The following is a 14,787-nucleotide window of genomic DNA, read 5'->3' on the forward strand; positions in this document are numbered from 1 at the left end:
AAGTGGCTGACCAGTTCTTGCAGGGTAAACACGAAATGGAACGTATGCTGAATTTTTTGAGTGGACGAATTGATTTTGTTCAACAAGGCTGGTCTGGAGCTACCCGAGAGAGATTTTTTCAGGAATTTCAGGTTTCTCGACAATCTATGAGTGTGACGCTTGAACGACTATCAACAGTAGCACAGGAACTTATTTTTATTTCAAAAAACTTTACACAGGTGGACGGAGAAAAGGTCGTATTAGATGTACCGGGAAATGGTGTACCTATCAAAAAGGCATCCAGCAATGAAGGTTGGCTACATAAAATCTTTGAACAAATTGGACAAGCTGAGATCACCAAGGCTGAAGCCCAGATGGAAGCGAGTAAGCTTCAAGGAGAAATTTTATGGGATACTGTTCAAGGAGCAAAAGGAGCCATTCAGGAAGATTTAACCTTGGGAATGCTGCTCGACAAAGACCGCAACTATGATCATCCCATGGCAGCTAAGGTAGGTGAAATTCTCGGTCACGTAGCTACGACATTGCAGGGGGCTGGTGAGGTAATCGTTGGAACTGGTGGAGAAGGATTATCAGTTGCTGTTTCAGCTTCAGGCGTAGGGAGTATCGTTGGTGTACCGGGATTAATTGGATCGGCGGCTTTGGCAGCACATGGAAGCACCACCGCATTTAAAGGTGCAAGCGGAATTGGGAAAAGCTCAGCCGAATTGTGGCAGATGACGAAGGGGGAAGGTGGAGGTTCATCCAAATCTACTCCATCCTCGGGAGGTAAGGCAGAGAGTGCGCCTCATGCTATTGAGGGGGCGGACGGAGGTGGAAATTATGCTAAACCCTATGACGGAACACGTAATCCAGAAGTGGATTTTATGAATGGTAAAGGTAAAAGTACATTAGATAGACATGCTAGTAAGCACGATTATGATTTACCGGAAAAATATTTACAGGATGCAAGAGAATTTTTAGAAAAACGCCCAACGTCAACAACTCAGACTTTTGTTTCAAACGAAGGAACATATTTCAGATATGATTCTGCTACAAATGAATTTGGGATAATTAATAAGTACGGAGGAATCTCAACTTATTTCAAGCCTGAGAATGGGTTGGACTATTGGTTAGAGCAAATTAGTTTATATACTCCAAAATAAAGAGAGGCAACTAAGATGGATACGAAAAAATGCCCATGTTGCGGTAATTTTACTATTGAAGAGGATTTTGATATTTGTGAAGTTTGTTATTGGCAGTATGATACTATTGCACACAATAATCCTGATATAGCCATGGGAGCGAATAAGATTTCTTTGAACATGGCGCAAAAAAATTATAAAACTTTTGGGGCTTCTGAAGAGAGATTTATAGATAAGGTCAGAAAACCAGTATCGGAGGAACTTCCAGAAAACAATACTGAGAGTGATTAACATAAAAGCGAGTCTTAGAGGAGAAGATGCGTTTCGTGAGGATTACCCAGTACGGAATTTGACGGATTCTGGGGGAAGTTTGGAAGGTCCCTCTCCCAGAATAATGGTAGAAAGCATTTGTTTTTTTAGAGAGTGCTGCTGTAATAGCTACAGTTCGTAATTTGGAGAATAGGAAACATATTACTTCTTATAGGCTCATCAAATAGGGGGAATTCACTTGGCAACGGTGGCTGAGGTTTCTGATGATTTAGAAAAATGGCCTGTATTTCTTTCTGCTTTGTCTTCGTACTCGGATGAGTTGTTTTGCAAACCAATTGCGGATACATGGTCGATTCAAGATATTATCAGTCATATTATGGGTTGGGACAAAAGCTTGACTAAGACGCTTATACAGATTATCAATGATGAACAAGTCGCGCTCCAGGAACATCCCGATGTACAGGCATTTAACGATGCATCCGTTGCGTTCGGCAGAAATATGAAACCACATGATTTGTTAAATGAAGCTATTGCTCAGCGCAAGCAAATGATTAGGCAGCTCAAAATGGTTTCAGAATCATCTTTTGTCCGTCAATTTCCTAATAGTCCATACACCATGGAAAATTTTTTGCAACACATGTTTGTCCAACACGACAGACATCATAAAGAGCAAATCGTGAAAGCTCTACAAGCCATTCGCTGACGTCAGTCTGGGATTACTGGATTGTGTGCCTGAGCGAAAAAGGACGAAAGCGTCCATTAGTCTGCGTCCTGCATTAAAAAAGTCGTCCCTCCCAAATAAGGAGAAACGACTTTTTTAATTATTGCGGTGCCGATGCAAACCGATCATTCATTTAAACTGTTTCAGGTTGAAGTTTTTCTACCTTATCAATGGTTCCGCCGCCGAGGCATCGTTCCCCATCATAAAACACGACAGCTTGTCCAGGGGTAATGGCCTTTTGATGTACATCGAATACGACGTGTACAGTTCCATTCTCAAGCCATCGCAAGGTTACTTGCTGGTCAGGCTGGCGGTAACGGAACTTGGCTGTGCAACGGAATTCCCCGGATGGGCGTACATCTGCGCCTTCAATCCAATTCACATCTGTTGCAATCAGGCCGGTGGAGTACAAGCTATGGTGACGATCACCCTGTACCACATACAAAATATTCTTCTCCAGATCCTTATCGGCTACGAACCACGGTTCGCCTGAACCTGAGCCGCCGATGCCCAAGCCTTGCCGTTGACCCAGTGTATAGTACATCAGCCCATCGTGGCGTCCTTTGACTTCACCAGTAGCGATGTCCACCATGTCTCCACCTTTTGCAGGCAGATATCCACTCAGAAACTCCTTAAAATTACGCTCGCCGATAAAGCAAACACCCGTGCTGTCTTTTTTCTTGGCTGTATATAGTCCCGCAGATTCCGCAATTTTGCGAACTTCTGGCTTTGGCAAATGACCAATCGGGAACATTGCCCGGGATAGCTGCTTCTGACTTAACGCATTCAGGAAATAGGTCTGATCCTTGTTGCTATCCACACCGCGCAGCAAAGTAAAGCGGCCGTCTTCTTCCACAACCCGTGCATAATGCCCAGTAGCAACATAATCTGCTCCCAAATCCAGCGCTTTATTGAGAAACTCGCCGAATTTAATTTCACGGTTGCACATGACATCCGGATTAGGTGTGCGTCCAGCTTTATATTCATCAAGAAAATAGGAGAATACTTTATCAAAGTATTCTTTTTCAAAATTGACGGTATAGTAAGGAATGTCGATCTGTTCACAGACGCGGCGCACATCCTCCGCATCCTCTTCAGCCGTACAACGGCCAAATTCATCCGTGTCATCCCAATTTTTCATGAAGATGCCGATTACGTCATAGCCCTGCTCCTTTAGCAGCAGCGCGGTAACGGATGAGTCGACGCCACCGGACATCCCGACGACGACACGGGTTTCATGATTGGCTTTAGCCATGGTCATCACCCAATTCTTTCATTATTGTTGTAGAACCCACCTATTGTAACATAAACGATAATGAGTTACGATGTTTGGATGATTAAACGACAAGGCGAACGATGGGAGAAAGCTACATAAAACGGGCTAAAGCCGTTCCAAATCGCTCGAAAACAACTTTTTTTAAGATTGTATCTGTAATGTTTCCCTTTACCTGCCCTAATATGTTAACATAAGCAGAGGGTTAGGATCGGAATAGAGAGGTTTACAACACCAGTTATTCCGCGTGTTTAACGGAATTGTTACTATAAGTGAGGTGGCACAATTGAAAATATCAACGAAAGGCCGCTATGGCCTGACCATTATGATGGAGCTTGCTGCCAAGTTTGGCGAGGGTCCAACTTCTTTGAAAAGTATTGCCGAAAAAAATCAGCTCTCCGAGCATTATCTGGAGCAGCTTATTGCACCTTTGCGTAACGCAGGTTTGGTAAAAAGTATCCGTGGTGCTTATGGCGGTTATATTCTTGCCAATGAACCGGCAGGAGTAACGGCGGGAGATATCATTCGTGTATTGGAGGGTCCGATTTCTCCAGTCGATTTCACGGAAGAAGATGATCCGGCCAAACGCCAGCTCTGGCTGCGAATTCGTGACAGCATTGCTGAAGTGCTGGATTCCACAACACTGAAGGACTTGATCACATACCAAGAACATGATGAATTGGATAATTATATGTTTTACATTTAACCCAAGAGCTGGAATAAGATTGTAGACAGAATAAAGTGAAGGTGTCCCAATCAAAGCTTTGGGGACACCTTCAAAATTAAAATCATTTTTATAACTTATGATTTACATAGTTCACATTGTGCTAATGTCAATCACAAATCTATACTTCACATCAGATGCTAACACTCGTTTGTAGGCTTCGTCAATCTGGTCGGCCGATATCACTTCAATCTTAGGAACAATATTGTGTTTTGCACAGAAATCCAACATTTCCTGTGTCTCACGGATGCCTCCTATCATTGAACCTGCAAATGAACGGCGATGTCCGATGAGGGACATCACATTTAGTGACAACGGCTCCCCAGGGGCACCGACGTTCACCAAAGTTCCATCAAGAGTGAGTAGTGCCAAATAAGCATCCATATCGATATTGGCACTTACCGTGTTAATAATCAAATCAAAGTGCCCAGCAAGTTTTTCGAATGTTTCTGGTTCGCTTGTGGCATAGTAGTGATCCGCGCCAAATTGCAAGCCATCATCCTTTTTCTTTAATGTTTGTGATAAAACAGTTACCTCAGCACCCATAGCATGTGCAATCTTGACAGCCATATGGCCAAGGCCTCCCATTCCCACAACCGCTACTTTCTTATCTGGACCAGCTCCCCAGCGGTTTAACGGCGAATAAGTCGTAATACCTGCGCAAAGTAATGGAGCAGCCACGTCAAGCTCAATGTTATCTGGAATTCTTACTACAAAATCCTCAGTTACGACAATGTGGGTAGAATATCCACCTTGTGTAGGCTCGCCGTATTTGTCAACACCAGCGTAGGTAGGGACATTTCCTTTAAGGCAGTATTGTTCCTCTCCTTTACGACAGTTCTCGCATTCGCCACAGGAATCAACCATACAGCCAACCCCTACCCGGTCACCAACTCTGTACTTTGTAACTTCAGATCCTACATCCGTGACAATCCCTGCAATCTCATGTCCAGGTACGAGAGGGTAGTTCACTGGCCCCCATTCGCCGTGAGCTGTGTGGATGTCAGAATGGCATATGCCGGCATATTTAATTTCAATCAGAACATCATGCGAATCAAGATCCCGTCGTTTAATTTCAGCCGATCGAAACGGTTTGTCTGGACCGTCGACAGCTCGTGCTTTAGCAGTTATCATAAAGAACCTCCTATAATTTTTATTTTTCAAGAGAATGCAGTTGTATTTCCATTCATACTTTTTTCTCTTGTAAATCAATGTTAATCCTTATAGTTAGCTCTAAGTCAAGTCATTAGTTTATATTCCTTTTGAAGATTTCCGCTCATACAGGTTCATTTCATCTACTAATATAGTCTCTATCTAGTTATATTATTTTCTTGCTAATTATATTTCTCCTAGATAGAACCTGATTCTACTTTTCCTAAAAGGGGACTTTGACATTCAACAAATAACTTGATAGAATCCCCCTTATACCATCGAGTTAACTCGAAGTCTATGTCATTAAGAATAGGAGATACATGATGAAGACATATTCTATCAGCGAAGTTGCAAAGGAATTGAATCTTACACCATACGCCTTGCGTTACTACGACAAGGAGGGACTTATGCCTTTTGTAGAACGGACATCTAGCGGAACAAGATTATTTAAAGAATCTGATATCGACGCTTTAAAAATAATTGAATGTCTAAAATCCACCGGGATGCCGATCAAAGAAATTAAAAATTTCATTGATTGGTGTTCTGGTGGGGATTCCACATTACAACAAAGATATGACATGTTTATGGAACGAAAAGCTACTGTAGAAGCACAAATGGAAGAACTAAAAAAAACAATGGAAGTCATTGAACATAAATGTTTATATTACAAAACTGCATTGGATGCTGGAACGGAAAATATTCATAAAAACAATAAAATAGGGAGTCTCATTACTAATCTAACAGAAAAGCACCTGTAATTTAAAACAGACCGAACGGGAAATTCTTCAAAGATGGTAATCGATCAATTAGTAACAAAACAGTATAAGTCAAATGATTTAGTGTTTATTGGGTTCGGCATAATCTGTTCCTTTTCATTATTTAATAATTTATAAAAGAAGGAACGCCGATTTTTTATTTTTCCTGACTACATGTGCCGCTCTATCTATAACTTTGTGAGAGAACGTACTTAAATTAAATTGCCCATTAGATTAACGAAGCGTATTTCCTTCATAAGCAGTTTGAATTTAGAGTAGATATGAAAGGAACTACCAGATTGTAATCAGTAGTCCCTTTCAAGTAGACCATATCAAAAAATGGAGGAGAAAATTATGAAGAAAAAAACATTCCTGTTCTCGATTTTGTCTTTAACCATGACGATTACGGTAGGGGCTACTTCAGCTTCAACAAGTAAAACTAGCGAAAACATCATAATTTCTCAAAGATCAGGCGGAAGCGCAACTGTAGGAGAATCCTTTAATGTTCCTAAAGGTTGGGGGCATGTTAAACTTCGTATGAAGAACCACTCTGATCATCCAGTAAGGGTAAGCTTAACGCACGACAGTTCAAACAAACTATATATTGATGCATTAGTAATCACTCCTCACGATACAGTGACTTGGAAATCTACTGATGAAGGGATTACCAATGGTATGCGTTCTGGAGACTACACACTTCAGTGGAGAGGCAGCGAATATAAAGTTAATGGGGAAACATGGGGAGTAGCTGATTCACAACCTGGAAACCTCTAAATTATTCTAGCTATACAGCTTACCCCTACCGATTAAGTGGGGAGGGTTTAATTATGCGTTGTTCAAGCCAGCAATTGAATTAATCTCCTTAATTGGTCGGCAGAGCTTTTTCGTTGATCGTTTTGAATTTAGAGTAGATGTGAAAGGTTATGCTGGCTTATGTGAACTGTGACTCTCTTGCGGGTCACAGTTCAATTCCTCCATTACGGGTTTCAATTAATTGAGATAAGATACTTGTGCAGATATTGAAACTGCTTGTTTTGTAATAACAACATCATTAAAAAATTTTTCAAACATATGAGCTGGAGCATACAAACATCCGTTATTTTTGGTAACTGGACTGTCCAGGGTTGACTCTCCGGAGAGATTAATAATTTTCAATTTTCCAATGGCTATCATTTTGCTAGAATTATTGTGTAGTGTAACAGATTGAATGTTATCTTCTATGCGTACTTCTTCTTTTTCAGGAAGCCAGAGCACCTTGTATCCTAACGCCTCTGATGTTGTACGCAAAGGGACCATAACTGTACCGTCATTTGCTTTATACGGTGCAGGTATATCAGAATCTGATGGTATTGTTTTGTTGTTGACTGTCAACGTATATTTTGGCACGTAATTGGCGGCGTAAGTGGAAGCAGCCAATGCCGTACAACTTATAATTAACACTGAAAATAACAAGATTTTTTTCATAATAATTGAACCCCTTCTCATTTGTTTGATTTTTAGACGCAATGTATGATGAAAAAGTTACGACAACTCGTGGGAGGACAAGAGCCACTTGCGGGATGAACCATACATATAAAGTGTTAAAGTCCGATATAGACCTGTTTGCAGCTACATTAAGCCAGGTAAGAGTATATGTAGTTCAGTCGTTATGTGAGGATTTGGTATCGGTTGTAGACTACGGAGGAGTAGTGGAGAAATTTTCATCTAAGTCAGTTAAAATCGCCGGAAAGTATAACATGTGAGGGCAGTGTTGAGTTTAGAGTAAGTATGTAGTGCTTTATGCAGATGTAAAAAATACCTTAGTTATCCCGATATAATATATGTAATGAGTTGTCATAAAAAGGCGGGGATTCTAGTTGGTGGTTTTAATGGGTTTTATAGCTGTGCTTTTTATTTTGTTCTTCTCGCTTTGGCTATCGGCTAGGCGTGACAGAAGAGCACCGTAACTATTAAGAGTAGAAAGAGTTGTTTCTTGATTAATAGATTCTACCGGGGAATTGATATGATTTGAATTTAGAGTAGATGTGAGAAAGGACTCCAATCACTGGTATACAGCCAATAAGAGTCCTTTTTGTTGTTTATTTGAATGTTCACTTACTTAAAACGTCAGGATATCTTATCTGTTTTATGTAGGTAATGTAACTTTTCTTGTTTTCTTAGTTCTCCGTCTAAGAATGACGAACATATAAACGATAGCAATCAACAATGACTTTATATAGAGAACGTCATGTAATTGGTGAGAATAGAAAGACAAAACCAAAATAAAAGTAAAGACAGAGATAATAATCCTTACCGCCAGATGATGAATGAACTTTATAAATTTACTATGTTCATTACTTTTTTGAAGATCAATTATTAAATATAGTACAAAAACAGGTATGGCTATCAAAGCTCCTCTTAGTATATCCTCTATTGATTGTGATCTAATTGTAATAAATATTAGATACAACAAAGTAAGCGTACCAAAAGTAATAAAGGAAGTGGCGGAATTTTTTAATTTTAAAAATCCTGCTAACCACCGAACCAGTACTTTGAAAGGATATACTATAAAAATAAGTGCAAACAAGCCTATGAATACTGCCAATATATACTCCATTTTAACTCTCCTTATGTTATTTAGAACTTTGTCCCAACATAATTCTATGCACGTACTATTTTCATTTATTAAACGTCCTCATCTATCCACATCGGTTGCGGGTTTTGCTTTTTTTCTGCCACACATGTTATCGGTATTTCCTGCTATTTTCTTTAAATATTTTGTTCAGATCAAAAAATCATCATTCTGCTGAGAGACAAAGAGAGGTACTTTCGAGAATATTAATTTCTCATAAATATCATTGCTACTTTGTATGCCTCAATATACAATTATAAGGAAGTTGTGGATGAGACCGATTTGAGTGTGGGCAACCTGGTTATTTGTATTACAAAAAATCACAATTTCGGCGAATACCCGTGAATTTCTACGGTTGAAATGTTTTAAAAAACTTTTAAAGTGCATTATGTCCAGAAGAAAGTATATAATTGAACTTCGGCAATACTAAGAACAAGATGTTCTATATTTGAGGTGGATTAACATGAACAGAATTTATCTGGATCATGCCGCATCGACTCCTATGCATCCTGAGGTTGCGCAGACTATGATGGACATCATGATCGGCCAATTCGGCAACGCTTCGAGCGTGCATGCCTTTGGCCGGGATGCCAAGCGCACCGTCAGTGCTGCGCGGGATGCCGTTGCGGCCTCTTTAGGCTGCAAGCCTGAAGAAATCATATTTACAAGTGGAGGGACAGAAAGCGATAATTTGGCCCTGTTCGGGACGGCTACGGCAGATGGACGTACTTCTGGCCACATCATTACGACTGCGATTGAACATCATGCGGTGCTTCATGCTTGCGACGAGCTTGAGAAAGCAGGCTATGAGGTAACCTACGTTCCGGTCAACGACTTTGGGCGTGTCAACCCTGCGGATGTAGAGGCTGCCATACGGCCGGATACGTTTTTAATCAGCATGATGTATGCCAACAATGAGGTAGGCGTCATCCAGCCGATCCATGAAGTAGGACAGATTGCGAGAGAACGCGGCATCATATTCCATGTAGATGCGGTTCAAGCTTTCGGTCATATTCACATAGACTGCCAGAGCCTTCCGATTGATTTGCTTAGCGTATCTGGTCATAAGATTAACGGCCCGCAAGGGATGGGAGCCTTGTATATCCGTCAGGGTACACGCATCCAACCGCTGATGCATGGTGGACTCCAGGAGAAGAAACGCCGTGCCGGTACCGAAAACATCGCGGGAATTGCTGGTCTGGCAAAAGCCGCAACGCTGGCCAGTGCGTCCATAGAGGAACGTTCGGCTTACGATACAACGCTTCGTCAAACCTTGTTGAAAGCATTGGGAGACACTTTGGGAAGCGATGCTTTTGTGATCAATGGTGATCCGGAGCATTCTTTACCGAATGTCCTGAATGTTAGCTTCCCGGCCATTGGTACGGAAACCATGCTGATGAATCTCGATATGGAAGGAATTGCAGCGGCCAGCGGTTCAGCCTGCACTTCCGGGTCTCTGGAGCTGTCACATGTACTGCAGGCGATGAATCTTCCTGAAGATGTTTTGAAATCAGCGATTCGCTTTAGCTTCGGTTTGGGTAATACTACGCAAGAAATGGAATACACGGCCAAGAAAATTGAAACCATATGGAAGCGGCTGCGTACTAGGTACTAGGGTTTTCCCTGCATTTTAATAAGAAGGGAGGCGGTTTTCCATTTCATTGCATGAACGGAAGCAAGGTCTGACAGGCATGTACGAAAAGGACCGCACCTTCGTTCGGATTTGCAGAATGAGGAGGTACCCTATATATGAGGCTTCAAGATATGATCGGGCTCTCCGTTTTCGATGTGGAGGACGGAAAGCAGATTGGTAAAATACATGACTTTATGGTGACAGCTGATTGGAGAATTACGGGGATCGAGTTGGAGGGCAAAGGCCTTTTCTCTTCTCAAGTGAAAGTGATTGCTTGGGATGACATTGTTGCTTATGGTGAAGATGCGATCATGATTCGCAATCAGCAGGCGGTCCGTAAAACGGAAGCTAGTCATATACGCCATACGTACTTGCTTGGACCCGGTAAACTGAAGGATTTATCCGTGCTGACAGAAGAAGGGCTTATGCTCGGACACATTTCGGATGTTTATTTCGATCAGGAAATGGGCAATAACATAATAGGCTTGGAAATCAGCGATGGTTTTGTATCGGATATGATAGAAGGGCGGAAATGGCTGCCCTGCACCGAAGATATGTCCATCGGGGAAAATGCTGTCATGGTGCCCCCGTTAAGCGAGCAGCGTCTGGAAAAAGCCATATATTCTGTTAATGGATAGGGTGAGTTTATTGAGATGTCCGAATTGTAATTCGAAAGATATCGGCAAAATCGGCTCCCATCAATTTTATTGCTGGGGATGCTTTATCGAACTTCAGGTGAATGGTGAGAAAATGTCCGTCTACCAGGTAGAAGAGGATGGAACGCTTAGTTCGTTGGACGACCTGTTCTTCGGAGATGAAATGGTGCAACAGGACTTGCCGCAGATCCACGCTTCTTCTTAAGCTTTACGCACGGAGCGGACAGGCTGTCTACTATGCTGTATCAAAATAACGAAGAGGGTGACCCCCGGTGGCTGTATTGGCCTGGGAGTCACCCTCTTTTGTTTGCACAGTTTTGCAAAGACACCAGTGCTTAAAGTTTAAAGCGTTTGACCTCTTCCAGCAGAAGATCTGCGTGCGAATCGAGTTTGGCGGAAAGGTCGGCAATATTGTTCATAGAATGGCCTTGTTCTTGGACGGAGGAAGCGACTTCCTCGGTAGAAGCTGCACTTTGTTCAGAGACGGCGACCACGCTGGAGATAACATCGGAAATATGTCCAGCATTCACGCGGAGTTGATCCGTCGCGGCGGAAACGTCCTCAATTTGGGTAAGCATATGCTGAGAAGCTCCGCGGATGGATTCAAACGCCTGTCTCGTTGCGGTGGCTGCCTGCTCCTGTTCAGCAGTTACAGTAAGAGCCTTTTTCATTTCCTCCGCGCTTCGTAGTCCTGCAATTTTGATTTCTTCCAGCTTATTCATGATACTGTCACTGGAACTACCCGCTTGTTCTGCCAGCTTCCGCACTTCCCCTGCGACGACGGCAAAGCCTCGTCCGTGTTCCCCCGCTCTTGCTGCTTCAATGGACGCATTGAGGGCCAGCAGGTTTGTTTGTGCAGCGATATCGTGGATAGCACCGGCCAATCGCTCGATATCCTGAGTTTTTAGAGCGAGCGAATCTACTGCTTCTCCTGCCGCAGTCGTCGTTTGTCTGGACTCCGCTGCCAGCTTTGCTTGACGCTCGGCTGTTTCATACCCTGCGATCACGGCAGAATCTGTTTCGAACACGGCAGTTTGGGTCCGGTTGACTCTTTCCCCAATCAGGTTGATAGAGTCTGTCATGTAAGTCAGCTTCTCAGATCCGGAATACACGGCCTCCGCCTGATCGCTCGCTCCTTGAGCAAGCTCCTGAACTGCACTGGCGATTTGTGACGCTATGGTTCCCGTATCTTTGGCGTGCTGGTGCATATCATGCGAAGCTGAGCTGACATCGGCGGCTGTATCTGCTACTTTACGCAACAGGTTAGAGAGATTGTCCGACATGATATTAAAATCCGTACCCAGACTGGCGATTTCATCCTTACCCTTAATATCCACTCGTGTTGTCATATCCCCTTCAGCTACCCGTTTGACGTTCACTTGAAGCTTCCGAATCGGCTTGATAAAGCTGTTTGCCGCCCAGATCGCCAGCAGCATGGCAACGACGAAAATAATAGCAACAGTAATCAACATTTGGTTGCGAGTGGAGTAGTATTCCTGAAAAGCAATATCTTTTGAAATAGACAATCCTACAATCCAGCCTGTGCTGGGCATCTTTTTAAAATAAAGCTGGCGCTCACTGCCATTGTAGCTGTAGTCTGTTTTTCCCGAAGGGGCGCTCAGCAGGGCTGCAGTTGACGAACCTAACTCGGGCGTATCCTTGAGATTTTTACCAGCCAGCTTGCTGTCTGGATGTGCGATCACGACTCCGTTTTGGTCAATCAGAAATGCATAGCCTAATCCGTTCAGGTTTATGTCTTTAATGATTTTTGTCATATCGTTTAACAAAATATCTTCACTGACAACCCCGGTGATGGATCCATTGGAATCCTTGAGAGGCTTGGCAATCGAGATGGTGAAATCGGTGCTGGCTGCATCAATATATGGTGAGGAATAAAATACATCCCCTTTGGCTTTGGCATCCTTGTACCACGGACGGGCGCGAGGATCATAGCCTGCTTCAAACCAGCCGGAGCCATCCCAGTAGGTTCCATCCTCAAGTCCAGCATAAATGTTAGCGATACTTTGATCCTTATAATTTTGAAAGGCCGCTTTCAGGGAAACTAATTTGACATCTGAAGGTATATCAGCTGATTGCAATCCAGCAGCCAGCGTTTCGATTATTTTGGCGTTCCCGCGTGTCCATCCGTCGAGCTGATTGACGGTTTCGGAGGCTGTACTGTTCATAAGCTCTTGGATATCATGGTTGGCCTGATTTTTAATGCTTGTCATGCTAATAACGGACAAAGGCCCGGCTGCAACGACAACGATACATGCAAAAAGGAGAATAAGTTTCATTTTTAAGTTCATGTAACGACCTCCGATGATTCAGAAATGTGAAAGCTTAATATAGTTCTTTGTACTTATATCGACAGATGGAATGACATTGTTAATTATTTTCCTCCTTGTTCATCATTTTTTTACAATGGTTATTAATGGCACCTTCATACTCAGGGGAAGGATTAAAGTAGAGATACAGGCATATACTTAAGGAAGGCTAGTCCGGTAAGGGGGCACAATATGGAGCAATTAACGAAAAGTAGACTGTTCCGGTACGGAATATGGACGCTGCTGGGACTTGTCATTCTATATTTTATCTGGCTGCTGCGACCTTTGTTTTTGAATCTGTATGATTTTCTGAAAACAATCATTGCTCCGTTTGCGGTAGCGATGATCATTTCCTATGTTCTCAATCCGATTGTCAGTATGCTGGGCGGTCGCAAGGTGCCTCGAAGTGTAGCCGTGCTGCTTATCTATGCTGTATTTTTGGCCAGCCTTGTTGTCATTTTGATGAATCTGATCCCGATGTTTATTGAACAACTGGATGAGCTGAATGAGCATTTGCCTGAACTGACCCTGCATGCACAGGGAATCATGTCGAATATGGATAGCGGCATTTTGCCTCAAGGGGTGCGAACCGGGATGAACCAATGGTTTTTTCAACTGGAGAACCGTATGGCCACGGGAATTTCTAATTTCATGGATAACATTGGTAGCATGATCAACTTGCTGTTCAATGTATTCATTGTGCCATTTCTCATTTTTTATATTTTAAAGGATTTTGAAGTGTTTGAGCGGACGATTGTGTCTTATCTCCCGCGTTCTCGCCGTAAGGCGATTGTAACGGTGCTTAAGGAAATTGATCAGGCGCTTGGCAACTATGTCAGAGGACAACTGCTGGTATGCGTCATTATCGGCGTAATGGCTTATATCGGATATATGCTGATTGGTATGCCTTATGCACTGTTGCTGGCAGGTGTGGTGGCGATTTTTAATATTGTTCCGTATTTAGGTCCTTTTTTGGGTGCTGCTCCGGCGATAGTTATGGCTTCTACGGTTTCCTTCAAAATGGTATTGTTGGTTGCGGTTGTGAACACCTGTATTCAAATACTGGAAAGTAATGTAATTTCCCCTCAAGTAGTCGGACGAACCTTGCATCTGCATCCGATAGCTATCATATTTGCCCTGCTGGTGGGTGGAGAAATAGCGGGAGTTACCGGCTTGATTTTGGCAGTTCCAGTGATGGCCGTATTGAAGGTAGCGCTTCAGCATTTTTTTGCATATTATATGAAGCGTAAACCGGTCTGATTTTGTATGTTTTCCTAATGCATCCTGTCTGAAATCGCGTTGACACGGCTAAATGACACGGATATACTAAATTGAGTATGTTTAAATGTGTTTATCCAGTAGGGAAAGCTCATTTCGGAGTGCGGGCTGAACCCGCCGGGATGCTCCCGTTACCAGTGAAAAGAAGGCGATCGCTCGTCCGTTAAACAGATGCCTGAGTGTGCAGCTTGTACATGTGGTATTTCGTATAGAGGGGACGGCGATAACCAGGGTGGTACCGCGATACAATCGTCCCTGATCCGTTC

The 14,787-nt window shown here is 42.8% G+C and carries 16 protein-coding genes; 11 read left to right on the forward strand and 5 right to left on the reverse strand.

What is annotated here, in order from left to right:
- Positions 1 to 2 precede the first annotated feature (2 nt).
- From KQI_RS26860 to KQI_RS0113185, 3 genes are all read left to right on the forward strand, one after another.
- Positions 3 to 1,142 carry a WXG100 family type VII secretion target gene (locus KQI_RS26860; protein ID WP_010347242.1) on the forward strand — a complete coding sequence of 380 codons (1,140 nt, stop codon included), beginning with the start codon at positions 3 to 5 and terminating at the stop codon, positions 1,140 to 1,142.
- A gap of 15 nt (positions 1,143 to 1,157) precedes the next feature.
- Positions 1,158 to 1,412, forward strand: a complete 255-nt coding sequence (locus KQI_RS0113180; RefSeq protein ID WP_010347243.1) for a CPCC family cysteine-rich protein — start codon at positions 1,158 to 1,160, stop codon at positions 1,410 to 1,412.
- 226 nt (positions 1,413 to 1,638) lie between these two features.
- Positions 1,639 to 2,094 carry a DinB family protein gene (locus KQI_RS0113185; protein WP_241763914.1) on the forward strand — a complete coding sequence of 152 codons (456 nt, stop codon included), beginning with the start codon at positions 1,639 to 1,641 and terminating at the stop codon, positions 2,092 to 2,094.
- Between the two features lie 151 nt (positions 2,095 to 2,245).
- Here the strand turns inward: KQI_RS0113185 and mnmA are convergent, their stop codons facing one another.
- The gene (gene mnmA / locus KQI_RS0113190) at positions 2,246 to 3,367 is read right to left on the reverse strand and encodes a tRNA 2-thiouridine(34) synthase MnmA (protein WP_029390143.1); all 1,122 of its coding nucleotides are present in this window, start codon (positions 3,365 to 3,367) and stop codon (positions 2,246 to 2,248) included.
- 304 nt (positions 3,368 to 3,671) lie between these two features.
- On the opposite strand from mnmA, the gene cymR reads away from it, so the two are divergent.
- The gene (cymR, locus tag KQI_RS0113195) at positions 3,672 to 4,091 is read left to right on the forward strand and encodes a cysteine metabolism transcriptional regulator CymR (protein WP_010347246.1); all 420 of its coding nucleotides are present in this window, start codon (positions 3,672 to 3,674) and stop codon (positions 4,089 to 4,091) included.
- A 111-nt stretch (positions 4,092 to 4,202) separates the two neighbouring features.
- Here cymR and KQI_RS0113200 read toward each other — a convergent pair whose 3' ends face one another.
- Complete coding sequence (locus tag KQI_RS0113200) at positions 4,203 to 5,243, reverse strand: NAD(P)-dependent alcohol dehydrogenase (RefSeq protein WP_010347247.1); 1,041 nt, start codon at positions 5,241 to 5,243, stop codon at positions 4,203 to 4,205.
- A 341-nt stretch (positions 5,244 to 5,584) separates the two neighbouring features.
- Between KQI_RS0113200 and KQI_RS0113205 the strand changes: the two genes are divergently transcribed.
- Both KQI_RS0113205 and KQI_RS0113210 read left to right on the forward strand, forming a co-directional pair.
- The gene (locus KQI_RS0113205; RefSeq protein ID WP_010347248.1) at positions 5,585 to 6,019 is read left to right on the forward strand and encodes a MerR family transcriptional regulator; all 435 of its coding nucleotides are present in this window, start codon (positions 5,585 to 5,587) and stop codon (positions 6,017 to 6,019) included.
- A gap of 351 nt (positions 6,020 to 6,370) precedes the next feature.
- Positions 6,371 to 6,790 carry a hypothetical protein gene (locus KQI_RS0113210; RefSeq protein WP_010347249.1) on the forward strand — a complete coding sequence of 140 codons (420 nt, stop codon included), beginning with the start codon at positions 6,371 to 6,373 and terminating at the stop codon, positions 6,788 to 6,790.
- Positions 6,791 to 7,006: 216 nt separating this feature from the next.
- On the opposite strand, the gene KQI_RS0113215 is transcribed toward KQI_RS0113210, so the two are convergent.
- Entirely contained in the window at positions 7,007 to 7,480 is a 474-nt protein-coding gene (locus tag KQI_RS0113215) for a stalk domain-containing protein (RefSeq protein WP_010347250.1), read from the reverse strand.
- Positions 7,481 to 7,575: 95 nt separating this feature from the next.
- Between KQI_RS0113215 and KQI_RS0113220 the strand changes: the two genes are divergently transcribed.
- Positions 7,576 to 7,758, forward strand: coding sequence for a hypothetical protein (locus KQI_RS0113220; RefSeq protein ID WP_010347251.1), 183 nt, complete (start codon positions 7,576 to 7,578; stop codon positions 7,756 to 7,758).
- 383 nt (positions 7,759 to 8,141) lie between these two features.
- Here KQI_RS0113220 and KQI_RS0113225 read toward each other — a convergent pair whose 3' ends face one another.
- Positions 8,142 to 8,612, reverse strand: a complete 471-nt coding sequence (locus tag KQI_RS0113225; protein WP_010347252.1) for a hypothetical protein — start codon at positions 8,610 to 8,612, stop codon at positions 8,142 to 8,144.
- A gap of 478 nt (positions 8,613 to 9,090) precedes the next feature.
- Here KQI_RS0113225 and KQI_RS0113230 point away from each other — a divergent pair, with 478 nt between their 5' ends.
- The 3 genes from KQI_RS0113230 to KQI_RS0113240 all read left to right on the forward strand — a co-directional run bounded on the left by KQI_RS0113230 (position 9,091) and on the right by KQI_RS0113240 (position 11,121).
- Positions 9,091 to 10,242 (forward strand): cysteine desulfurase family protein, encoded by a 1,152-nt coding sequence (locus tag KQI_RS0113230; RefSeq protein ID WP_010347253.1) that lies wholly within the window; start codon positions 9,091 to 9,093, stop codon positions 10,240 to 10,242.
- 134 nt (positions 10,243 to 10,376) lie between these two features.
- Complete coding sequence (locus KQI_RS0113235) at positions 10,377 to 10,898, forward strand: PRC-barrel domain-containing protein (protein WP_010347254.1); 522 nt, start codon at positions 10,377 to 10,379, stop codon at positions 10,896 to 10,898.
- A 10-nt stretch (positions 10,899 to 10,908) separates the two neighbouring features.
- Positions 10,909 to 11,121 (forward strand): hypothetical protein, encoded by a 213-nt coding sequence (locus KQI_RS0113240; protein WP_025718630.1) that lies wholly within the window; start codon positions 10,909 to 10,911, stop codon positions 11,119 to 11,121.
- Positions 11,122 to 11,251: 130 nt separating this feature from the next.
- Here the strand turns inward: KQI_RS0113240 and KQI_RS0113245 are convergent, their stop codons facing one another.
- Entirely contained in the window at positions 11,252 to 13,225 is a 1,974-nt protein-coding gene (locus KQI_RS0113245) for a methyl-accepting chemotaxis protein (RefSeq protein WP_010347255.1), read from the reverse strand.
- A 210-nt stretch (positions 13,226 to 13,435) separates the two neighbouring features.
- Here KQI_RS0113245 and KQI_RS0113250 point away from each other — a divergent pair, with 210 nt between their 5' ends.
- Positions 13,436 to 14,503: an AI-2E family transporter gene (locus KQI_RS0113250; protein WP_010347256.1), complete on the forward strand. Its 1,068-nt coding sequence runs from the start codon at positions 13,436 to 13,438 to the stop codon at positions 14,501 to 14,503.
- Positions 14,504 to 14,787 lie beyond the last annotated feature (284 nt).

Origin of the sequence: Paenibacillus peoriae KCTC 3763, from assembly GCF_000236805.1 — a bacterium.
Lineage (GTDB): Bacteria > Bacillota > Bacilli > Paenibacillales > Paenibacillaceae > Paenibacillus > Paenibacillus peoriae.